At 52.6% G+C, this 22,134-nt stretch carries 21 protein-coding genes; 10 read left to right on the forward strand and 11 right to left on the reverse strand.

What is annotated here, in order from left to right; all coding sequences use genetic code 11:
* Nucleotides 1–645: a bifunctional 4-hydroxy-2-oxoglutarate aldolase/2-dehydro-3-deoxy-phosphogluconate aldolase gene (gene eda / locus ABWV33_RS18175; protein WP_502930923.1), complete on the forward strand. Its 645-nt coding sequence runs from the start codon at nucleotides 1–3 to the stop codon at nucleotides 643–645.
* Here eda and ABWV33_RS18180 read toward each other — a convergent pair.
* The 6 genes from ABWV33_RS18180 to ABWV33_RS18205 form a co-directional block, all read right to left on the reverse strand.
* Nucleotides 642–1,664, reverse strand: a complete 1,023-nt coding sequence (locus ABWV33_RS18180) for an oxidoreductase (RefSeq protein WP_353332802.1) — start codon at nucleotides 1,662–1,664, stop codon at nucleotides 642–644. The genes eda and ABWV33_RS18180 overlap by 4 nt on opposite strands.
* A gap of 11 nt (nucleotides 1,665–1,675) precedes the next feature.
* Nucleotides 1,676–2,638 carry a glucokinase gene (locus ABWV33_RS18185; protein WP_353332804.1) on the reverse strand — a complete coding sequence of 321 codons (963 nt, stop codon included), beginning with the start codon at nucleotides 2,636–2,638 and terminating at the stop codon, nucleotides 1,676–1,678.
* A 50-nt stretch (nucleotides 2,639–2,688) separates the two neighbouring features.
* A complete protein-coding gene (locus tag ABWV33_RS18190; protein WP_353332806.1) occupies nucleotides 2,689–3,804 on the reverse strand; it encodes an ABC transporter ATP-binding protein in 1,116 nt (371 codons plus the stop codon).
* Between the two features lie 4 nt (nucleotides 3,805–3,808).
* Entirely contained in the window at nucleotides 3,809–4,696 is an 888-nt protein-coding gene (locus ABWV33_RS18195; RefSeq protein ID WP_353332808.1) for a carbohydrate ABC transporter permease, read from the reverse strand.
* Nucleotides 4,689–5,564: a carbohydrate ABC transporter permease gene (locus tag ABWV33_RS18200; protein ID WP_113825091.1), complete on the reverse strand. Its 876-nt coding sequence runs from the start codon at nucleotides 5,562–5,564 to the stop codon at nucleotides 4,689–4,691. The genes ABWV33_RS18195 and ABWV33_RS18200 overlap by 8 nt, the downstream gene beginning before the upstream one ends.
* A gap of 101 nt (nucleotides 5,565–5,665) precedes the next feature.
* Nucleotides 5,666–6,922: an ABC transporter substrate-binding protein gene (locus tag ABWV33_RS18205; protein WP_353332810.1), complete on the reverse strand. Its 1,257-nt coding sequence runs from the start codon at nucleotides 6,920–6,922 to the stop codon at nucleotides 5,666–5,668.
* A 134-nt stretch (nucleotides 6,923–7,056) separates the two neighbouring features.
* On the opposite strand from ABWV33_RS18205, the gene ABWV33_RS18210 reads away from it, so the two are divergent.
* The 4 genes from ABWV33_RS18210 to ABWV33_RS18225 all read left to right on the forward strand — a co-directional run bounded on the left by ABWV33_RS18210 (nucleotide 7,057) and on the right by ABWV33_RS18225 (nucleotide 13,312).
* Nucleotides 7,057–7,815, forward strand: coding sequence for a response regulator transcription factor (locus ABWV33_RS18210; RefSeq protein WP_353332812.1), 759 nt, complete (start codon nucleotides 7,057–7,059; stop codon nucleotides 7,813–7,815).
* A gap of 3 nt (nucleotides 7,816–7,818) precedes the next feature.
* Nucleotides 7,819–9,252 (forward strand): sensor histidine kinase, encoded by a 1,434-nt coding sequence (locus ABWV33_RS18215; RefSeq protein WP_353332814.1) that lies wholly within the window; start codon nucleotides 7,819–7,821, stop codon nucleotides 9,250–9,252.
* Between the two features lie 500 nt (nucleotides 9,253–9,752).
* Nucleotides 9,753–11,261, forward strand: coding sequence for an acyl-CoA synthetase (locus ABWV33_RS18220; protein ID WP_353332816.1), 1,509 nt, complete (start codon nucleotides 9,753–9,755; stop codon nucleotides 11,259–11,261).
* A 419-nt stretch (nucleotides 11,262–11,680) separates the two neighbouring features.
* Nucleotides 11,681–13,312, forward strand: a complete 1,632-nt coding sequence (locus ABWV33_RS18225) for an oleate hydratase (RefSeq protein WP_353332818.1) — start codon at nucleotides 11,681–11,683, stop codon at nucleotides 13,310–13,312.
* Between the two features lie 453 nt (nucleotides 13,313–13,765).
* On the opposite strand, the gene ABWV33_RS18230 is transcribed toward ABWV33_RS18225, so the two are convergent.
* Entirely contained in the window at nucleotides 13,766–13,945 is a 180-nt protein-coding gene (locus tag ABWV33_RS18230; RefSeq protein ID WP_353332820.1) for a hypothetical protein, read from the reverse strand.
* A 54-nt stretch (nucleotides 13,946–13,999) separates the two neighbouring features.
* Here ABWV33_RS18230 and ABWV33_RS18235 point away from each other — a divergent pair, with 54 nt between their 5' ends.
* Together ABWV33_RS18235 and ABWV33_RS18240 are read left to right on the forward strand one after the other, a co-directional pair.
* On the forward strand, nucleotides 14,000–14,776 hold the full coding sequence (locus tag ABWV33_RS18235; RefSeq protein ID WP_353332822.1) for a methyltransferase domain-containing protein: 777 nt from the start codon (nucleotides 14,000–14,002) through the stop codon (nucleotides 14,774–14,776).
* Between the two features lie 15 nt (nucleotides 14,777–14,791).
* Nucleotides 14,792–15,271 (forward strand): GNAT family N-acetyltransferase, encoded by a 480-nt coding sequence (locus ABWV33_RS18240; protein WP_353332824.1) that lies wholly within the window; start codon nucleotides 14,792–14,794, stop codon nucleotides 15,269–15,271.
* A gap of 113 nt (nucleotides 15,272–15,384) precedes the next feature.
* Here the strand turns inward: ABWV33_RS18240 and ABWV33_RS18245 are convergent, their stop codons facing one another.
* Together ABWV33_RS18245 and ABWV33_RS18250 are read right to left on the reverse strand one after the other, a co-directional pair.
* Entirely contained in the window at nucleotides 15,385–15,807 is a 423-nt protein-coding gene (locus ABWV33_RS18245) for a hypothetical protein (protein ID WP_353332826.1), read from the reverse strand.
* Between the two features lie 60 nt (nucleotides 15,808–15,867).
* Nucleotides 15,868–16,323, reverse strand: coding sequence for a cupin domain-containing protein (locus ABWV33_RS18250; RefSeq protein WP_353332828.1), 456 nt, complete (start codon nucleotides 16,321–16,323; stop codon nucleotides 15,868–15,870).
* A gap of 104 nt (nucleotides 16,324–16,427) precedes the next feature.
* Here ABWV33_RS18250 and ABWV33_RS18255 point away from each other — a divergent pair, with 104 nt between their 5' ends.
* Complete coding sequence (locus ABWV33_RS18255) at nucleotides 16,428–17,021, forward strand: TetR/AcrR family transcriptional regulator (protein WP_353332830.1); 594 nt, start codon at nucleotides 16,428–16,430, stop codon at nucleotides 17,019–17,021.
* 83 nt (nucleotides 17,022–17,104) lie between these two features.
* On the opposite strand, the gene ABWV33_RS18260 is transcribed toward ABWV33_RS18255, so the two are convergent.
* Nucleotides 17,105–17,284: a helix-turn-helix domain-containing protein gene (locus ABWV33_RS18260; RefSeq protein ID WP_353332832.1), complete on the reverse strand. Its 180-nt coding sequence runs from the start codon at nucleotides 17,282–17,284 to the stop codon at nucleotides 17,105–17,107.
* 465 nt (nucleotides 17,285–17,749) lie between these two features.
* The gene (locus tag ABWV33_RS18265) at nucleotides 17,750–18,769 is read right to left on the reverse strand and encodes an AraC family transcriptional regulator (protein WP_353332834.1); all 1,020 of its coding nucleotides are present in this window, start codon (nucleotides 18,767–18,769) and stop codon (nucleotides 17,750–17,752) included.
* A 151-nt stretch (nucleotides 18,770–18,920) separates the two neighbouring features.
* Here ABWV33_RS18265 and ABWV33_RS18270 point away from each other — a divergent pair, with 151 nt between their 5' ends.
* Together ABWV33_RS18270 and ABWV33_RS18275 are read left to right on the forward strand one after the other, a co-directional pair.
* On the forward strand, nucleotides 18,921–20,312 hold the full coding sequence (locus ABWV33_RS18270) for a metal-dependent hydrolase family protein (protein WP_353332836.1): 1,392 nt from the start codon (nucleotides 18,921–18,923) through the stop codon (nucleotides 20,310–20,312).
* Between the two features lie 89 nt (nucleotides 20,313–20,401).
* Entirely contained in the window at nucleotides 20,402–21,589 is a 1,188-nt protein-coding gene (locus ABWV33_RS18275; RefSeq protein ID WP_353332838.1) for a carbohydrate porin, read from the forward strand.
* The last annotated feature ends 545 nt before the right edge of the window (nucleotides 21,590–22,134 follow it).

The raw sequence follows: 22,134 nt of genomic DNA on the forward strand, positions 1-22,134 counted from the left end.
ATGACACCGAGCCAAGCCAGCCATCGCACACGCGCACTGTGCGGACTTGCGCCAGTCATTCCTGTTCTTGTCGTACATGATCCGGCGCATGCTAAGCCTTTGGCTGAGGCATTGGTAAAAGGCGGTCTGCCAGTGTTGGAGGTGACATTGCGTACACCCGCTGCGCTAGAAGTGATCGGCGAAATGTCGTCTGTTGCCGGTGGCACTGTTGGGGCCGGAACCTTGCTGACACCAGAAGATGTGCATCGGGCCAAAGATGCTGGCGCACAATTCGGTGTGTCGCCAGGATCGACCGATACCCTGCTATCGGCAACTGAAGAAGCCGACCTGCCTCTTTTACCGGGAGCCGCCAGCGCATCAGAGGCAATGTGCCTTGCCGAACGCGGTTATGACATGTTGAAACTCTTTCCTGCAGAAGCCTCTGGTGGGGCGGCCATGCTGCGTGCGCTCGCAGCTCCGTTGCCGCATATCAGTTTCTGCCCTACCGGAGGGGTCGGCCCATCTAACGTTGGATCCTACCTAAGTTTACCCAATACGATATGTGTCGGTGGAAGCTGGGTTACACCTGATCGGTTGGTTCAAAGTGGCAATTGGGACGAAATTGAAAAGCTAGCGCGCGCCGCTAGCCAATTGGGCAGAGATTAGAGCCGGATTCTATGGCCTGATTTGGCAGACAGTTGTGCAGCATCTAGAACGCGCATTACGTTCAGTGCCTGTGCACCTGTGACAGCCAGTTCTGTACCATCACAAATGGCATCCGCGATGTTTTCATAGAATGCTTCGTACTGGCCGGGCAGTATAGGAACATCCGTGCGTGCCCCGTCTGTGTCCATCAGATAAAGCTCGGCATTTGGGGTTGCGCCCCAATGCACGTCACCGGGGTGCTGCCCTCGTTTTAGGGCCGCTTCTTGCCCATCAAAACCAAACTGAAAGAAGCTCGACTTTTCGCCAAAGAGCGAAATGCGGGGCAGGTGATCAGGCATCAAGGAGCTGGCATGCGCAACGATCCGCGCGGGTCCGAATTCAAGAATGATGTGAAAGAAATCTTCAACCTGTGCGCCTGTCCTTTGATGCGCCACATTGGTGGTCACGGCATCTGGTTTCCCAAATAGGCACATGATCTGATCGATCAGATGCGGGCCAAGATCATAAAGGATCCCCGCGCCGGGCCTTTCCCATTCGCGCCAACGATTTTTAATCGCGGGGCTGTATCTGTCAAAATGAAATTCGCCGTAGTTGATAGAGCCGAGATGGCCGTCATTGAACACCTTGCGCGCGGTCAGGAAACCGCCATCCCAACGGCGGTTCTGAAAAATGCTCAGCACCTTGCCGGTGTCTGCGGCCATCGCAACAACCGATGCCGCCTCGTTGCTATTGAGGGTGAAAGGCTTATCGACAATTACGTGCTTACCAGCGCGCAAGGCTTGCTCGGCCAGCGATGCGTGGCTGTCATTTGGCGTCGCGATAACGATCAGATCGACCTCCGGATCCGCGATCACTTCTGCAATAGGCGCGCCAGTGACGCCGTGAGGCAGAGTCTTGTTTGTGAAATCCCGGCTCCCGATACGGTGCAGGTGTAAGCGGGGTTCAGCCGCTATCAGTGGGGCATGGAATACACGGCCGGCACCACCATAGCCCAAAAGACCGACTTTGAGCTTTGACATCGGGGTTCTCCTTACCGAGTGGAAATATAGTTTCGCGCGCCAAGAAGGCCGAAGTCAGGATTTTGGTAGAGGTATACCGGCATTTTTGTCCGCCAACTGCTGTGGCGCCCACCTGCGTTAAACGCAGCTAAGAAGCTGTCATCAAAAACCCACGGATTTGAAAGGGCTACGCCGCCACTGATAAAAACCCCACCCGTTGCGCCAAAGACCAGACCCAAATCGCCTGCAATCTGTCCCAGGAAACGGCGAAACAAATCTATAGCGATGACTGCATTTTGGTCTGCCCCCGCCTTTGCCAAAGCAAACACCTGTTCAGATGTCTTGGGCTCAACCGGCGTGTTTCGGGCTTTTGCGATTGCGCGATACAATACCGGGACACCTGTTCCTGACACGATTGCTTCGGCTTCGACAGCAAGGTCGGCGCCGATCCTTACCTCAGGCCACAAATCCACCAGTTCTTCGAAATAACCTACTTCTTGAGCTGATTGCGGCGAAAGGCTGACATGACCACCTTCTCCGGGCACAACATGCGGTTGACCGTGCACCCAGATCAGAGCACCAACACCAAGTCCCGTTCCTGGACCAATGATCACCCGGGGACCGTGTGGAATGTCTGTGCTGCCTTGCAAGGCCAGCACATCGGACTGCGTTATCGTGGCCAGCGACCAAGCGGCTGCTTCAAAGTCGTTCAAAATCTTGACGCTGGAAGCCTTGCAGACTTGGGCAAGTTCAACTTCTGAGAACTTTTGGTTCGAATTCGTCAACTCAACAGATCCGTTGGCCACAACGCCTGCGGCAGCAACTACCACGCCCTCTGGTGGTCGATCATGTTCGGCTACAAACGCTGTGCAGGCTTGCAAGAAATCAAGATCGCCTTTGGAATGAAAGGATCTTTGATCAACAATCGAACCAGCATTTGAAATTGCGGCGATGCGCATATTGGTGCCGCCGACATCTGCTACGAGGTTCCACATAATGCGCCTTTGCTCTTTGTCGCTGGCTTTCGCTCATTGTTGGGCACCATTCAATCCAACCTCGTTTCGGTATCCGGATCGAACAGGCTTGCGCGCGACATATCTACGGCGAATTCCATAGTGCCCTCAATGATCTGTGCATACCCAGAACTAACTCGGGCCATGACCTCTTTGCCGTTCCAATTCAGGATGCACAAAGTATCGGCACCCGTCGCCTCGGTCACGTCGACCTCTGAGGCAAAGCTTTGTGTTTCGACGCTACCGACACCTGCTTGGGTGATCGCCTCGGGACGCAGTCCAATTACGATATCACGGCCGACAAAAGGGGCCACACTTGTCGAATGATCTGTGAGATCCAACAAAATTGGGTGCTCTGCCCCGTGCGCACGCACATAAATCTCAGCCCCGAAACCTTTTTCTGTGCGCGATACCTTGGTCGTGATGAAATTCATCGGAGGCGACCCAACGAGACCGGCAACAAACATGTTGACGGGGCGGTCGTAGATTACAGCAGGGCTCGCCAATTGCTGAACTTCACCGTCTTTCAGGATCGCAATCCTGTCAGCAAGCGTCAGAGCTTCGATTTGGTCATGGGTGACATAGACCATTGTCGCATTCAACCGCTTGTGAAGGCGTTTGATCTCGGTCCGCATTTCAAGTCGCAGCTTTGCATCAAGGTTCGAGAGCGGCTCGTCAAAAAGAAAGACTTCGGGGCGTCGCACCAAAGCGCGTCCCATGGCCACCCGTTGCCTTTGCCCACCAGACAGTTGGCTGGGTTTGCGATCCAGCAGGTGATCCATTTGCAGCATCTTGGCAACTTCGAAAACGGCTGCTTCACGCTCGGGTTTGGGGACGCCACGCATTTCCAGACCAAAGGCTATGTTTTTCCCAACGGTCATGTTCGGGTAAAGTGCGTAAGACTGAAAGACCATCGCGATATCGCGGTCTTTGGGGTGCACATCGTTGATCACCCGATCACCAATGGAGATTTCACCTTCGGTTACTGTTTCCAAGCCAGCGATCATGTTTAGCAGAGTGGATTTTCCGCAGCCCGAAGCCCCCAGAAGCACCAGGAATTCACCATCTTCTAAGTCGATATCGACGCCTTTCAAAACCTCGACATTTCCATAGCGTTTAACGGCGTTTTTGATTGTCAGAGAAGCCATGTTCTTATCCTTTGACCGAGCCAGCAGTCAGTCCGCGTACAAAGTAGCGGCCCGCGACGATATAGACGAAAAGTGTAGGGGCCGCAGTGATCAGGGCTGCTGCCATATCTACATTGTATTGTTTGACGCCCGTTGTTGTGTTGACCAAATTGTTCATTGCCACCGTAATGGGCTGTGCCCCACCGGTGGTGAAACTGGCGCCGAATAGGAAATCGTTCCAGATCTGTGTGAACTGCCAGATCACTGATACAACGATGATCGGTGGTGAGAGCGGCAGGATTATCCTGCGAAAGATTGTGAAGAAACCCGCACCATCAATCGTCGCAGCCCGTACCAGTTCGTCAGGAATGGTGACATAATAGTTGCGGAAAAACAAAGTAGTAAACGCGAGGCCATAGACGGTGTGCACAAGGATCAACCCGTAGACTGTGTTGGTGATGCCAATAAGTCCCAATGTCTGGGCCATCGGTAAGATCACAACTTGAAACGGTACGAAACAGCCAAACAGGATCAGGGCAAAAACCAAGTTTGCGCCTTTGAACTGCCATTTGGTCAGAGCATATCCAGTCAAGGCCCCCAAGAGCGTCGATAGCGTAACTGCGGGCAGGGCCATCGTTACCGAGTTCCAAAAATATGGCTCAAGCCCGGTGCAGGTCACGCCGATGCAGGCTCCGCTCCAGGCGTGGCACCAGGCCGTAAAGTTTAACTCATGCGGCAGTGCCAGTAGTGATCCGCCGCGGATTTCAGCGAGGTCCTTGAGAGAAGTGCCAACCACCACATAAGCGGGCAATAGGAACCAGATCGCAAACAGGAGCAGGATGGTCCAAAGTAACAGGCGCATCCAAAGCACTGATCTGTTCTGTGCAGGGACGAATGTCTTTGAGTTAGACATGTTTCTTACCCCTCAGTTCGGAATAGAGATAGGGCACCATAATCGCAGCCACGGTGGCCAGCATGATCATCGCCGAAGCGGCACCAACGCCAATCTCGTTACGGCGGAATGTCATTTCGTACATGAAATTTGCGGGCAGGGTTGAGGAATAGCCTGGTCCGCCCCCTGTCAGAGCCACAACCAAATCGAAGCTTTTGATTGCCAGATGGGCAAGGATCACAACCGCGCTCATGAACACAGGGCGCATAGATGGCAGGATGATACGAAGGTATATTTTCCAAGGTGAGGCCCCATCAAGACTCGCCGCCTTGATGATATCCTGGTCAACGCTGCGCAGCGCTGACAAGAACAGCGCCATGACGAAGCCGGCGCTTTGCCAAACGGCGGCCATCACCAACGCATAGACCGCCATGGTTTCACTGTTGGTCCAGCCAAAGGAAAAGCTCTCCCAGCCCCAGCTGCGAATAACGGTTTCAAGCCCCAAAGACGGGTTCATGATCCATTTCCAAGCTGTACCCGTGATGATGAACGAGATTGCCATCGGGTAGAGGTAAATTGTGCGGATAAAGCCTTCGGCGCGGATTTTTTGATCCAGCAGGATGGCCAGCAAACACCCAATAACAATGGCAACAAAGATGAATAGAAAACCGAAAATGAACAAGTTTTCCAGCGCCACGGTCCAGCGATCCATTTGGAATAGACGCTCATAAGGGCGAAAACCGATCAGATTATAGTTCGGCAGCATCTTGGATTTGGTCAGCGAAATATAACCGGTCCAAATGATGAAGCCGTATACGAAGAACAGGATCAGCGCGAAACTAGGCGCTACAACGATCTGCGGTAGCGTGCGCGCAATCCTGTCTGTCAATTTTAAAGGGGGGCGGGTCACGAGGGGTCTCCTGCGGGCAACCGAGACAGGGGTTGTGGCCCACACAGGGTGAGCAGGCCACAAAGAGAAGTGCAGGCAGGTTACTGAGCCAGTTTGATGGCTTTAACCAACTTCTCAACAGCGTCTTGCGAAGACATGTCAGAATTGAAGTGGGCAGTGGCAATGTCGATGAAAGCACCGCGAACCGCACCAGCTTGCGCAATTTCGTGCGCCATGGAACCGAGCAGGGTCCCACCTTCGGCAGCTGAAACCATGTCATCCATTGATTTGATCGCGCAATCGTCAAACTCGGTGCGCGGCACATCTGTGCGGGCGGGGATTGACCCTTTGAACAGGTTGAAAGTTTCTTGGAACTCTGTGCCAAGGATCAGTTCCGCAAGCAGGTTCTGACCTGCAACCAGATCATCGCCTTTGACGTTGAACATCGCAAAACTGTCTGAGTTCAACAGGTATCCATTTTCAGATGGTGTTGATGCGCAGATGTAATCTTTGCCGGGCACTTTACCGGCTGCTGCGAATTCGCCTTTGGCCCAGTCACCCATGATTTGCATCGCTGCTTCGCCACGCATGACCATCGCCGTTGCGAGATTCCAGTCCCGACCCGGGAAATCAGGATCAACATAGCCGCGCATTTTGCGCATCTGATCAAAGACGCTGACCATAGTGTCAGACCCAAGCGCGTCCATATCCAGATCTACAAGTGCCTTCCGGTAGAAATCGACGCCACCAATGCCAAGCACCACGGTTTCAAACACGGTCGCATCCTGCCAAGGCTGTCCACCATGTGCCAATGGGATGATACCTGCGGCTAGTAGTTTGTCGGCGGTTGCGTTGAATTCATCCCAAGTTGTCGGGACACCTGCGCCAACTTTGGCCAGAACCTCTGGGTTGGCCCAGATCCAGTCCACACGGTGCACGTTGACCGGAACAGCAACATATTTGCCTTCATATTTGACGATGTTCTGGATTGTCTCAGGGAGAACCCCATCCCAGTTTTGTGCTGAAGCGACGCCGGACAAATCAGCCAATGCACCAGCTTCTGCCCATTCCTGAATGTTTGGGCCTTTGATCTGAACTGCTGCTGGTGGATCCCCTGCCAAAACGCGGGCCCGCAATACAGCGGCCTGAGCATCGCCACCACCGCCAGCAACCGGTGCATCAACCCACTCACCGCCGCGCGCGGAAAACGCCTCTTGCAGGGCTTTCACAGCTTTTGCTTCGCCGCCTGATGTCCAGTAATGCAGAACCTCTGCTTTTGGGTCGGCTTGAAGCGGAGCGGCGTTGAATGCCGCAGTGATGGCGGCAGCGCTAACAAGCGCCTTGGCGAAAGATTTCATTGTATTCCTCCCAGAATCGATTGTTGGCAATGCCAACTCTTCCAGAAGGTTAAGACCAAGACCTTTTTTGGCCACCTGTTGTTTTGTTGCGTTTTGTAATGACCCTATAACTATCTCTTTGAGCAGCGAAAAAAGTGATACAGTGTGTTGGAGCGACCAAGAAATGGCCCGCGGATCAGAGGTTCAGTATACTGTCACGTGTTCACATCATCGAAGACGACACTGAAATTTCGTCGCTCTTGTCGACCTATCTCACGGGGCGTGGGTTTGAATGTCACGTGTCATCAAGCGCGGAAGATGCCAAGGCTCATAAGCCAACAAACTTTGACATATTTATTGTCGATATCATGCTTCCGGGCATTGATGGGCTAAGGTTTTGCCAATGGGTGCGCAACACGTCTGATGTTCCGATTATTATCTTGTCAGCCGAAAAAGGCGATGCGAAGCGCATTCATGGCATTGAACTTGGCGCGGACGATTATTTGGAAAAACCGTTCAACCCACGTGAATTGTTGGCGCGGATGAACGCCCTCTTGCGCCGTAGTAGCGTCGGCGGGCGGAACCATTTTACAGGAAAGGTTGGATTTTCTGGTTGGGTTTTGGATCGCACCCATCAAAAACTGCACGGACCCGGCGCACTTCATGTTCCGCTCAGTTCCACTGAATATCAGCTGATTTCAATATTGATTGCCGCCGTGCCTGAACCAGTGAGCCGCGAAGATATCGGCAGTGCAATCTTGAATGTCGCGCTTGACCCAGAGGACCGCCGTGTCGATATTCTCGTCAGTCGGTTGCGTAAGAAACTGTCTGCAATCCAGCATGATGCGGATTTCATTCGCACCGTGCGCAATCGCGGCTATCAATTTTGCGCTGACTTGCAAGATATGGACTAGGCAATGGGCGCATTCCTTATAGCCGTTATAAAACTGCTCCCACGTTCGCTTGCCAAACGTCTGCCGTTACTTGCGATCCTGTCTTTTTTGTTTGGCGCTGTGGTGACCGGTTGGACGATGCAGAACTTTTACAACCGGAGTATTGCCCTCACTCAGGCCGAAACTTCGGGAGAGGTGCTACGTGACCTTATTGGTAAAGAGACGTGGCAAAATCTGCCGGACGGTGACGTGATTTCTTCTGGTTTGTTTGAAATGCGCCGTGGGCCGGAATTGCACGATGCGTTACCACCATATTCCGTGCCTTTGATTTTGACACTCAATGGTGAACGATTGCGTGCTGCCGTAGCCTTTAACAGCCCGCCAAAACTGCCCGAAGCTCTAAGCGCTCGCAATGAGGTGCAAACCGCCACCGCGCGCCTTGCCGAGTTGTCTCGTGGTATTGCCCGCCAAGATCAGACTGCGGCGCTTCATGTGTTTATGCCGTCGGATGTGGTTGTGACCATTTCCGCCCCCACAATCTGGCAATCGCGACCCGGGCAAACATGGATTGCGATTATTGGGATTGCCGCCTTTGTACTGGGTCTGTCGCTTGTGATCCCGTTGGCGCTCAACCTTGCCGCGCCTTTTAAGAAGCTGGCTGCAAGAGGCCCGGTTTCAGGACCAACAGATCCGTTAGCCTCGACCGAAGCCTATTTGATTAGGGATAAGATCACGCGTCTGACGGAGCGATATGCCGCTGAGCAGGAAAAAAAGGAACGTGATCTTGCTGCGATATCGCATGATCTCAGAACGCCAATAACCCGACTGCGTTTGCGAACTGAGCTCCTCCCAGAGGGGGATTTGCGAGACCGTTTTGAAGCTGACCTTGATGATGTGTCCTCGATCATTGATGGGGCGCTTGATCTGCTTAGTCTTCGTTCCCAGCCAGAAGAGAGCTACCAATTTTCACTTGCGTCATTGGTGGAAAGTCTTGTGAATGACTATAGCGATACCGGTAAGAACGTCACATTTTTCGCCCCTGAGGCGGTTGAATTGCAATCAGCCACGTCGATATTCACATCTCCCGAAGATGTTAGCATTCGGACTGACAATACCTGCCTCATTTTTGGTCAACCGGATAAGTTGAGACGTGCGTTTTCAAACCTGATCGACAATGCTTTGAAATATGGTGGGCGGGCTGTTGTCGAGGTAAAGCCGCTTTCCAATGACATGATTGGTGTAGACATCAGGGACTTTGGACCGGGAATTGAACCAGACGAGGTCGCGCGTGTGCGGCTTCCATTTGTCCGGGGGCACACAAGCCAGTCCGAGCGTGGGTTCGGCTTGGGGCTCTCAATTGCGACTGAGTTGATTGAGCTTCACGGTGGCACTTTGGAGTTTACCAACTTGGAACCGGGCTTACTTGTTACAGCGCTTGTTTCTCGTGGAGCGGATTGAACTGAAGCTGTTTTGACGGCGTAAGTTCCGTTTTTTCAGCGGCCGTCGTGATCGCGGATTCTTAATGCAGAGACACTGGCTGTAGAACAAATCGGACTCTTTGAAAAAGAGTACTGCAACGACGCATCAATGATAAGTTTGGATTGTCAGGAACAGCGTCTCCTGCGTGTTATATTTTGCGTTGAAACGAGGCAGGAAACGATCAAGTAGGAGCTTTGTCTAAGTAACTCGGAGCCGAGAGAAGGGGGTAGCAATTTATTAGGCGCAAAATCTTGTTTGAGGCCACAATAAAATTTCTACCGCCGGTGACCTCATCTTGACCTCTATCATTAGGCCACAGATGCGTTTTGGTGAAACGCTGCGAGTTTTGATGGACCTATGGCTGAGTTGCAGACTGTACCGACGTTCAAACCAGAAAAAACTTGATCGACGCAAAAGATATCGACACCCTTCTATCGCATGCGCTTCATTTGTGGAGAGCCACTCAAATAGGAGGTTCCATGCGACACTATGATTGGTTAGCGTCTCACGCTTTTACGACACCAAATAAGGCATGTTGGGTCGATCTGCACTCGAGACGGAGTTTCACTTTTGAGCAGGCCAATGACCGCAGCAAGAAACTGGCCGCATATTTGGATCAACGCTGTGGCGTAGAGAAAGGCGACCGAGTTGCCGTCCTTGCCATGAACTCGACCGATATGATGGAGATCCACGCTGCTTGCGCCAAATTGGGCGCGATCTTTCTGCCGCTGAATTGGAGGCTGGCAGCGCCAGAGCTGGATTTCATTCTGTCGGATGGTACTCCCAAGGTCTTGATCTACGATACCGCCAACAAAGAGTTGGTAGAGGCGTTGACAGAAGCCCTTCCTGCGATGATCGAAACGACGGGTGGGGGTGGTAATAGCGAGTATGAAAGCGCCATTGCCGGGTCCGATGGGAAACATCCGACGCCTGAAATTACGCATGATGACATTTGGACAATCCTTTACACGTCGGGGACAACGGGGCGGCCGAAAGGTGCAATCAATACCTATGGAATGGCTTTCATCAACGCGGTAAACATGGGTAGTCCTTGGGGTATTACACACCAGAGTATCGGCCTGACAGTCCTGCCGTTGTTTCATACTGGTGGATTAAACTGCTTCACGACTGTGATGCTGCACAATGGTGGTTGCTCGCTGATCATGCGGACCGTAGATCCGGGGCAAATACTTGAAATTATAGATGATCCGAGCACCGGACTTACCCACTTTTTTGGTGTTCCCGCCGTCTATTTGTTTATGAGCCAACATCCCTCGTTCGATACAACCGATTATTCGCGGCTGGTTGCTTGCGGTATCGGTGGCGCACCGTCTCCAGTTCCTTTGGTTAAGACCTATCTGAAAAAGAATATTAGTCTGGCGCAGGGATTTGGGATGTCAGAGACCAGCCCGTTGGTATCGGGGCAAACCATGGAGCAAGCGGTTGAAAAGCCGGGCAGCGCAGGACGATGTGCATTGCATGGTGAATTGAAGGTCATGCGCAATGAAACGACAGAGGCCGATTCCGATGAGGTTGGCGAGCTGTGGGTGCGTGGTCCAAACATCACTCCGGGGTACTGGAATCGGCCCGAGGCGAAAGCCTCAGATTGGGTAGGAGACTGGTTCAAAACCGGGGATGCAGCGCGTCTGGATTCTGACGGTGATCTGTGGATCGTGGACCGTTGGAAGGATATGTATATATCCGGGGGCGAAAACGTCTATCCCGCCGAGGTTGAAAACACCCTGTTCACGTTGGAAGGTATCGCCGATGGCGCAATCGTTGGCGCTCCGGATGATCGCTGGGGTGAAGTGGGTGTCGCGTTTGTCGTTCTGAATGAAGGGGTCGATCTTTCAGAGGATGATGTTATCGCTCATTTCCACGATAAAGTTGCCCGGTACAAAATACCTGTTCGTGCAATTTTCATGGATGTTCTGCCTCGAAACGCTACGGGAAAAGTGTTGAAAAGAGTTTTGCGTGACCAGATCTAGGGTCTGGACCAATCAAGCAAGCCATAGAGTTGCCACGAAATCGATGGAGGACAGTACGATTTTTGGGCATCTACCTACGCTCTCGTAACAATTGTTGTGCTTTAGAAAGCCGCTATCATGCAGGTAAAGTGAACCGCCACGTTGACCGCCTAGCTGTCATGCGCGTCAAATATTCGTACGCTTGCTTAACCAAAATTGTGGGATGAACGACCAGAGCTCAGACAGGTCTGGCTAAATGCGTGTTCTTCGTCTCTGCAGTAAGACAGCGTGAAAGCCCCAAGCTTTGAATATGGAGATTGTTAAGCCAACAACGCCGCAACAATCGGGCCGATCTGAAGGATATCGGTTGGCTTGACCAAAAGCCCAACTTGCCAATGGCTGCACTAGAGTTAACTCTTCCCTTTGGATAGGAGAGAAACATGAGCCAGACGCAAGATGACGTGAACGACGCCAAGGTCTATCTTAATGGTCTGGGCTTGGGCTCCATATCGGCCGCAGTTTATCTGGTACAGAAAGCCGGTTTCGACCCGAAGAGGATCCATATTTTCGAGCAAAATCCAGAAATGGACCTTGTCGGCGGTTCCATGGATGCCTCGACGAAAATTGTCGACGGTAAACCTGTCTATTTCATGCGCGGCAGCCGGATGTACGAAGACAAAGTCTATTGCTGCACCAAAGAGCTTTGGTCGCTGATCCCCTATGACGAAAATGGGTCTTGCTTGGATGATCACGAGCGCAACCGTGAAGAATGCGACGTCGACACCGTAGTCCGTCTCCTGCACGCAGATGGCGAAAAAGACAGCGGCCACGACCTTGGCTTGGGCCCCGTCGAAACCGTTCAGATGGCGCGCTTGATGGCAATACCGGAGTCGGCAATTCCAGCTGATGCCAAAATAACCGACTATTTCAGCGAAGCCTTTTTCCGCAGTAATTACTGGTATATGTGGCGCGCTCTATTTGCCTTTCAGCCCTGGCATTCGGCGGTCGAAATGCGCCGTTATATGCGTCTCTTCTTCCACCGTATGTCCGACATGGAGAAGATGACCTCTCTCGAACGTACCCGCTATACGAATTACCACTCCTTCGTCCTGCCCGCGCTTCGCCTCCTGACCGAGAAGGGAGTGAACATCCACTATGGCTGTCGCATCACGGACGTGGACTTCAAAGTCAGCGGCGAGCAGCGGTGGATTGAGCGCCTGTACCTGCAGACCGCTGCAGGTGAGCCCATGGAAGCGATCGAGGTTCGGCCTCATGACCGGGCGTTCCTGACTATAGGCTCGATCGTATCCAACCACGAATATGGTTCGCACGATCAGCCTGTCTCAATGAAGCCTCCGGAGAAGCCAGGTGGAGGCTATTTGCTCTGGCAGAAAATAGTCGCCAAGCAACCTGATCTGGGGCGCCCCGAGCGTTTCCTGCGCGACATTTCGCTTTCAAGGATGATGCATTTCACCGTGACCTTCCGTGGCAACCTGTTTGAACGAAAGTTCCAATGGCTTGTTGAACGGCAGATGGGGCGGCAAAGCCCCTTGCCACTGACACAATCGCCCTGGATCATGCATCTTCACACCTATCGGCAGCCCTTTTTTCCTGGCCAAGCTGCAGACACTTGCGTGATTTGGGTATCTGCGCTGGGTGAGGACAACAAAGGGCAATTTGTTCAAAAGCCCATGTACGAGTGCACGGGGCGCGAGATGTTGGAGGAACTTCTCGGGCATCTCTGGGGCGACCTTGACGAAGACGAGAAAGCAGAACTCCTCGAGACTTCGTATTGTGTCCCCTGTCGCTTGCCCTATGGCATCTCTCAGTTCTTGCCCCGGGCGGACGGTGATCGTCCACCGGTAATTCCAGAAGGTTCAGAGAATTTCGCATTGTTGGGGCAGTTTGTGGAGATCCCTGACGGGATCGTCTTCACCACCGAGTATAGTGTTCTTGGTGCTATTTTGGCGATTAAGGGGCTGGTAGATTCCTCGATCGAGCCCCCTGCGATGTACTTTGGTCAACATGATCCATGGACGAACCTAGCGACGGCCAAGGCGATCCTGAGATAAGGCGGCGTAATAGGCCTATCAAAATGGTGACACTAGACTGCTGGCCACAAGCGCCACCTAACCGGAGATTGGTAATCACAGCCTGACAGTTCGTAGATGCGCATTCTGCACACACTAGTGATATCATCTGGCTTCAGGAGAATTGCGTTGGTCAGAGATTTACGCACAACCTTGAGATCCTTTATGGATCGCGCACGCGCTGATGCAATGATCTAGGCACTACTGAGCGGTCCGAGTTTGGAGCTGATCAATGTTGGGGCGTCATCGCTGGCTGTGGGCACTTTTGCCATTAAGGTCACTGTATTTTGATTGAGTTGTTTCAATGTGTTTGGTGAAAAGCGGATTGCAGCGCTTCGGTCATTGTTCACGACTCTAGTTGGGCTTTCAAAGATCACGCCGGTACCCATCTCTTTTGCTACCACACCCACGTCTTTGAGGTGGCTTTCGAGCAACTCACTGTCTTAAGAGTGTGTAAGAAGCAAAGCCCGTTAGATCGACGCCACGCGTGAAGATCAGATCAGTTTCCATGCCAACATAAACCAGGAACAATACAGCGGTGTAACCGGGAAATGAGTCTTGATGAATGGCCATGCTGGCGAGTTTCTGTTTCGGGCGATAAAGACCGTGTTTCATGACTAAGTCTTGGCAAAGGTTTTCCGCCTCTACTTTTGGCACTATAGATGAAACATGCTGAGGTTTGATGAAGCGACGACCAAACTCCTTGAAATTGCCTATCAGGGTGGTGATGTCAGCCGACGCAGGAGGATGGCATTTGATGCCCTGCATCTGTCCGAGGGAGATGTCGTCGCCGATATCGGTTGCGGCAACGGGCTTTTGACGGAAGAGATTGCACGCGCTATCGGTGCGAGCGGACGGGTCATTGGCATTGATCCCAGCGCGGACATGCGCACGCCGGCAGCAAATAGGTGCGCCGCGTTCCCGAACGCTCAGATCAAAGATGGATTGGCCGATGTGCTGCCACTCCACGACGGGGAAGCCGATAAAGCGGTCGCTGTTCAGGTTCTTGAGTACCTCTCTGATATTCCAGCCGCCATTCGCGAAGCGCATCGTGTTCTAAGGACGGGTGGTCGATTCATCGCCGTTGATACGGGATGCAAAACACTGGATTGGTTTTCGGAGGATGAAGATCGCATGCGCTGTGTTCAGGATGCGTGGGATCATCACTACATTGAACCACGCGTCGCCGCACTTTGGCCTCGGCTCACGCGGGATGCTGGGTTCTTCTCCGTCGACGTCGAACCTTTCACCTTCTGCGACGTCACCCTTCGTCCTGATGGCATAGCTTTCATGCTGATGCATCTAATGTCGCGATATGCTGCGGAAAATGGATGCATGAGTACGAAGGAAACCAAAGCTTGGTTTGACGAACAGATTGATCTCGCAAGGCAAGGGCGGTTTTTCTTCTCGCTGACCTACTATAGGATGAGTGCGATCAAAGCTTAGTGGTAACAGATGCATATGTTTCGAAACGCCCGGCCAACTGACGTAGATAGCTGCTTCGATATTGAGACCTCCGCTTACGAAGGCGATGAGGCTGCGACCCATGAAAAGATTTCGAAACGGATCAGGATCTATCCCGAAGGTTTTCTTGTGCTTGAAATAGACAGCACAGTGGTTGGATTTATCAATTGCGGGTGCGCGGACGAGGTGGAGATGTCGGACGAAGATTTCAAGGAACTAATCGGCCACGACCCTGACGCTCCGAATGTCGTGATTATGTCTGTCGTAGTTGATCCTGCACACCAAGGCAGAGGGTTGTCACGGAAACTGATGGACGAGTTTGTCGAGCGTATGCGGCAGATGGGCAAGGCGACGATCCACCTGATGTGTAAAGAGCACCATGTGCCGCTCTATGAGAAGTTCGGATATCGCTATTTGCGACCGTCAGCCTCTGATCATGGTGGAATGACATGGCATGAAATGTCCATGACACTCTAGAAACGCGCTTTTGAAAAGGTAAACGAAACGACCGTTTGTGAACGTCGGTCTATCAGAGTGCGCAACCCCCGGGATCAGAGCCGCAATGCCACGCAAAGCTCTGGAGACGAGGCCTATTCGGCGGGTTTTGGTCGACCCTCGTGGTCTTGGAACGGGTGGCTTTCTGTGCTACCGACGCCATGGCGAAGAATGACGAAGGCGAAGAGCGCCATGGAAATTACCGCCAGAACAGAGCCAATCTGAGCTAACGCCTCGCTCTGATCTGCGATCGCCAACGCAATACCTGGTGTGAGGACGACAACCGTCACGAATCCTAGCCCAAAATGGACAACTGCCAATCGGCTTTCAGCAGCCATCGGCGTCAAGGCATAGTAGGTTCCAAATATCGACATCGAGACAAACCCTATCAAGTTCAAGTGGCCATGCGCAGGTGACAGTGTGTGATCGTGGCTTGCAGACATCTGGATGCCCCATATCATACCGCACAGAGCGAATATTGCGGCGGTTGCAAAGAACCATGTCGGTAGTTTTTTCATTTCTCACTCCTTGCATTTGCGACCTGATGTCGACCTGTCTAGATCGGGTTATTTCGCAGTCTATTCTGGGCCTACGATGGTCATTCCGACTTCGCCTGCAACTTTGAGTACGGCGCCTAAGTCGGGTTCACTAGGCGTTGGCAGTTTGGTCTGATCGTCGGGGAGGACCGTCCCCAACCCAGTAAAAAATGCCTCGTGCATATGCCCAGGTGCGTTCAGAATGAGCACTCTTGCCGGACTGTCTCCGATAGCCTTAAACGCGTGGACTGCGCCGTCCGGGATTGCGATATAGTCGCCTGGCCCTGCAGGATATTCACCACCGTCGATCACGAACATGATCTGGCCTTCGAGTACGAAGAAGCCTTCGGTTTCACCTGCATGGTGGTTCGGCGGCGCTCCGGCACCAACCGGAACGGTGCACTCGACGAGGCAGAACTTGCCATCAACCTCCGACGGAAATGCGTGAAACTTCGTCAGAATATTCAGAACGTTATATGTGCGCGGGCGGGTCGCCATGTCGGTCCTCATTTGCTTGACTGATTCTGTTGTTAATGATACATCTGTCTCAAAATAAGACAAGTGTCTCACGAAAAGAGACCGTAACCGTATAAAGATAGAGCATGACCAAACCTCACAATCGAACCGCCCAACAGGAGAGAACGCGACAAGCGATCCTTGAGGGTGCCAGACAATTGTTGTCCGAAGGGAAAACCGTGACGGTCACTGCAGCCGCTGCCGAAAATGGCGTGTCAAAGGCGACGAGTTACCGGTACTTTTCCGATGCAAGCGTTCTTGTCGCCGAGGCAGTCCTCGATGTCTCGGTGAAGCCCTATGAAGCAGTCATTGCCGATGCGCAGGATTTGCGCAGTAAGCTAAAAGCAATTTGCCTGTATTATCTTGATCTTTCCCTACAGAACGAAGCGGGTTTTCGGCAGTTTTTAGCAGCGGCGATGACAGGGTGGCGAGCTGGAAGCACGGCAACTGCCCGTGGCGGTCGCCGCATCAAGATGTTTCGGCAGGCGTTGTCAGAGCACGATACCGGATTGTCCAGCGAACAGAGCGACATCCTTGTGCGCGCCTTGTCCGCCTCCACCGGTCTGGAAGCTATGATCGCCCTGATCGATGTCGCAGGCGCGACACCGCAGCAAGCGCGTGAAACAACAGCTTTCATGGTCGATGCGATCATCGATCGAACGTTCGAAAAGGCAGGCTAAGTACTTCTGCTATCAGGCGAATGTTGTGCCAAGACCCATCTGTAGAACACTAATATTCGCAAAGTCAGAGGACACATTTAACGTCAAAAATGACCACTATTAGCATCTTCTTCGACAAACAGCATCTGTTTGGCACAAGATAGCAAAAAGGTGCTGTGCTTAGTGAGTACAAACTCGCCTTGGCAACGCTCAAACAAGGGTACCCGAAGTTCTTGCTCCAGGTTTGAAATACGCGTCGAGACCGATGGCTGAGACAGTTGCAAACGGTCGGCGGCTTTGCGAAAGCCCCCTCAAACAGGCGACCCACAGGGAGATTCGGAGTTTTTCAAGGGTCATACGGTATCCATATTTTTACTGCCATGGCCGCAAAGAGATAACTTCTTATGTGTTAGGTTGAGCTATCCCGCCTCTTACTTTTCCATCGGGTTAAAAGCGTTCCAAACTTATGCGCAACGAAGCAGTCATCGCCCAACAATTATATAAGTCAGTTGTAGCTCGCGTTGCAGAGCTCCGCCTCAACCGCGTAAATGCCCATTTCCGGCATTGTCGCGCATAACGGCTTTGTTCACTTTTCGATGTGAGTTGCTTTTAGTGTCGAGTGGGAACTGGCGAGCTCTATCGCCCTAGCCAGCTGAAGGGCAGCAATGCGCAGAAAGTCGCGCGAACGGGCCAAACCCGGCTTTGCGGATGGCTGCAAGATGCCGTAACGGAGCGATATGTGGATCAGCTTAAGGCTTTTCCTCTGTCGCACTGATACGGAATTGCGTCGGAGTCATTCCTGTTTGAGAGCGGAAGAAACGTGTAAAATGGGCCTTGTCCGAGTACCCCAGTGAAACACCGATGCGTGCCACGTTTTGCGTGGTATCTTTCAAGCGCTCCTTGGCCAAGTCTATCTTTAGACGCTTGATCTCACGCGGCAATGTTGTGCCGTGATGTTTCAAAGCCTTGAGAAATAATTCAGGATCGATGCCAAGAAGCTTGGCAATTGGCTCGGGTTCCAGATCCATCTCGTTCAGTTTGTCCCGTAAGGCAGATCGCATCACGGCCACCACACTAACATCCTGTTCAGATGACACGGATTGTACCATAGGAAAGCGAGGTTCCAGAACAACATCTTCATGCAACCACGCAGTCGGGAAGCTAATCTGCATGCCAGGGTCAGGCCCGAAACGGGCCTTTATCCCGTTATAGTTTGACGGTACACCGACAATATAGCGGCTTTCGCAGGTTACAACCGAAGGGTCCCAGTTCGTACCGGATACAGATTGCAGCAAACGCACATAAACAGCTGTCCCAAATCCTGTGACCTGAACTGGCGGCACCGAGGGCTCTTGCTGTCGCGCGATCCGGTAGATTGATCTGTCGGCTTCGACGACAAGACTATGAAGAACAGAGCTGGATTCGCGGGGCACCAAGCGCACAAAGTCGGAAAAGAACCTGAACAAGGTGGATCGTGACTGAAGCGCATTGGAAAACGGCGGCCACGCTCTTAGATCAAATGTTTCGCCAACATGGACGCCAAGGTAGCGGTCGCCAGCGCGCTCGGAAAGTTTGTTCAGCAGTCCAAAAATTAGTTCCGAATGCACATAGATATTGGCGTCGCGCATCAAATCTTCGCTTACGCCAAACTCTTCTAATGTCGGGCGCGGGTTGATGTCGCGCGCTTTCAGATAGTCCAAAAAAGGCAGTGCTAGCGCCAGCCGGATGAAACCTTCCTGATGGGCTTGCGAAATGGTGGTATGCGGCATGGGCACCTCCTGGACTTAGAATAAACGGAATTTCTGTCGATTGTTGCCAGTTTTGTTTTCAAAACCATCTTTATTGAAGGAAAAGTGGCCACCGACACCTCAGTCGATCTGCTAGGCTCATCTGAAGTTTTTGACAGGGGAGGTCAATTTAATGCCCATTTCAATCAAAACGGCGGTGGTTGCTGCGAGCGTCGCGCTTGCCCCGCTCAGCATCGCGCAGGCGCAGGAAGATGCGCGGCAACAGGTTCTGTTCACCAATGTTCATGTCTTTGACGGTATCAACGAAGCGCGGATCGAAAATGCGAACGTTCTGGTTGAGGGCAACCTGATCAAAACAATCTCGACCGATGACATAAGCCCTGGCACTGCTACAGTGATCGACGGCGGAGGCCGGACGCTGACCCCCGGATTTATCGACAACCACGTCCATCTGATGTTGCCGGGTCCGACATTGCCATCGATGGAAGCGAATAGTACCTGGGAAGACCTCGCGATCGCGGGCGTCGCGTCTGCCGAGATGTATCTCATGCAGGGATTCACAACCGTTCGCGATGCGGGAGGCCAGAACGGCGGCTTGCAACGCGCTATCAATGCCGGAACGATTATCGGGCCACGCGTATACCCGTCCGGTGCTTTTCTCGGGACGAGAGGCGGACACGCGGATTTCGCGAATTACACCTCACCGGTAGGGGAGTCCTCCAATTTCAGCCGCTTGAACATGGCACAGGAAGTTGACAGCGTGGCGGATGTTCAAAAATTTGGGCGCAACAATTTCCGTATGGGGGCCAGCCAACTGAAGTTCATGCAGTCGGGAGGCGTAGTGTCGGCATTTGATCCGTGGCAACTGATTGCAGGTTCTCAGGCCGAGATCGAGGCGGCTGTGCAGGTTGCCAACGAATATGGCAGCTATGTGATGGCGCATTCGTACCGGAAAGAGGCGATCCTCAACGCCTTGAACGCTGGTGTCCGTTCGATTGAACACGGCTTCATGTTCGATTGCGAGATATCTGCTCTGATGGCGGAAAAGGACGCTTACATCACGACAAACCTGACTGCGTTCGATCCAAATCTTTTCGACATCCCTGCCATCAACGAGGTTCCTGCAAGCTTGCGTAAGGCTAAATCAGCCTCGGCAGCATTTGGTGACTACCTCGACAACATGCGAGAATGTCCGGCAAAGCGCGGCCATCACACGGACTGCGTAGGTACAGTTGCCGCCTGCAGTATTCAGATTGCCTACGAAAAACATCTCGCGAACGAGTTCTTCGGTGCCTACACCTCGCTGGTTGCGATGACGTCGGTTGGCGGAGAGATCGCTGCAATGACCGGGGATTTCATGAACCCCTATCCCGATGGCAAACTTGGCGTGATTGAAGAGGGCGCTTATGCCGATATCTTGTTGCTTGACGGAAACCCGCTGGAAGATTTCTCGGTCGTTGGCACAGGCGATCAATGGTTCGGTGCTGAGCCTCGGCCGGAAAGTCCAAAAAGCATTCGGATCATCATGAAAGACGGTGTAATTTACAAAAATACGCTGAACTGATGAACCGGAGGGGCGGTCTTTTACCTCGGCCGCCCTGATAAACACTACCCATCAAAAGCAATGAAGAGGGAAACATTTTGGGAAAGCGCTTGAGTATCCTGCGATCTATTGCGGCTGGCATAGTCATTTCGTTGCTTCCAATAAGCACCTTCGCTCAAGGGCTATCCGGTCCTTCCTCTACAATCGCTGATCTTGAGCCGGGCGACGGGTTGACGGACCCACAGTATCGCTCAGATTTCCCACGAAACATCGCACCGGCTTGGTTTGCTTGGAAGGAAGGGCTGTCTGAACGCGGTTTTCGATTCAACATCGATTATTTATCGCTAGGACAAAACTCGTCGTCAAACCTTGGTGTCGGAGATGCAGGTGGCGGCATTGCCCGGTTTTATGGCAATTGGCAGGCAACGGAACAAGGGTCGCTGACCTTCAAATTGGAACACCGCAACGCTTACGGTACAGTTGCCCCGCAGTTTTTAGGTCTGGATGGAGGCGCCATCTCGATAACCGGCACTGCGTTCAACGACAATGGCACCATGCTGACCAACTTATTCTGGACCCAGCGCAACACCAATGGAAACTGGACGTTGCAATTTGGGCAGATAGACGTCACGGACTTTTTGGACATCTACGGGCTGGTCAGCCCTTACACCGCGTTCCAAAACCTGGCGTTCAACACCAACCCGACGATCAATGCCCCTAACCCTGGTCTGGGCATTTCAGGCGGCCTGAAGTTGGGTGAAAACTTCTATGCCGTCGCCAGTCTTGCGGACGCAAATGCCGACCCGACATCGCCCGACTTCGACGTGTTTTCGCATGGTAATCTCTTCAAGAGTTTGGAAATCGGTTACACGAGCGGTTTTGACCGCATCTATTTCGATAACATTCACTTAACGCTTTGGCATGCGGATGCGGCTGATGATGGCAGCCGGGCCGAAGACTACGGTGCTTCATTTTCGGGTGCCTGGTTCCTCGACAATCAGTGGATGCCCTTTGTCAGGGCTGGGGTATCCAAAGGGACCGCAGCGCTTTACGAAAAATCAGTGTCCGCTGGGGTCGGATATTATGGGCGCAACACCGACCTTGCCGGGGTGGGCATCAACTGGGCCGAGGCAAATGGTGTTCCGGGTAGCCAGACAACACTTGAGGCTTTTTATCGTTTCTCGATCTCTCCTGGCCTTCAGATCACCCCGTCGCTTCAGTTCATCGACAATCCCCTACTGAACCCAGGACAGTCTAATATTTTCCTAGTTGGGCTTCGCGCTCGGGTTGTGTTTTGAGATTCAGATGGGCTGCCCTCTCTTCGCAAACACGAGATAACGACTTCTTCTTTGGGCCTAATTTTGTTCCATGGCAGCTGAGAAAAGAGCAGTCGTTGATGATCTCTTGAATATTGAAACCGCCTGTTGGCAGAGTGTGGTTTCGGCTACACAACGAATGTTCGTTCTCAACCCAATGCCTATATCTCGAATGGTCCATAGAAAGTCTGGCTCGGTCTTTGAGTGCTACCAATTTGCAAAGGTCGCTATCAGCGCATTGGCGGCCTTTGAGCGGTTCGGGTCGTCAAGATCGACCGCCCTAGTTCTTTTCTGAGCTTGATTTCAGTCCAAAGCGGATAACAGGCTTAGAGCTCATTACACGAGAAGTAGACATTCACTTTGCTAACGCTCGATGACGGGTGAGTGGGACAAATTGAGCAGTCGCTATACGTCAACCAACGTCAGCTAATTAGTACGCGAGAGCCTTCTCTCGCGGGTGAGCATCAGCATGGGGCAGGCGGTTTTTCATCGGCAAGGCAAGTAGATCGGCAACTTGCTCGCGTAGA

Source organism: Phaeobacter sp. NW0010-22 (genome assembly GCF_040365955.1).
GTDB lineage: Bacteria > Pseudomonadota > Alphaproteobacteria > Rhodobacterales > Rhodobacteraceae > OMPR01.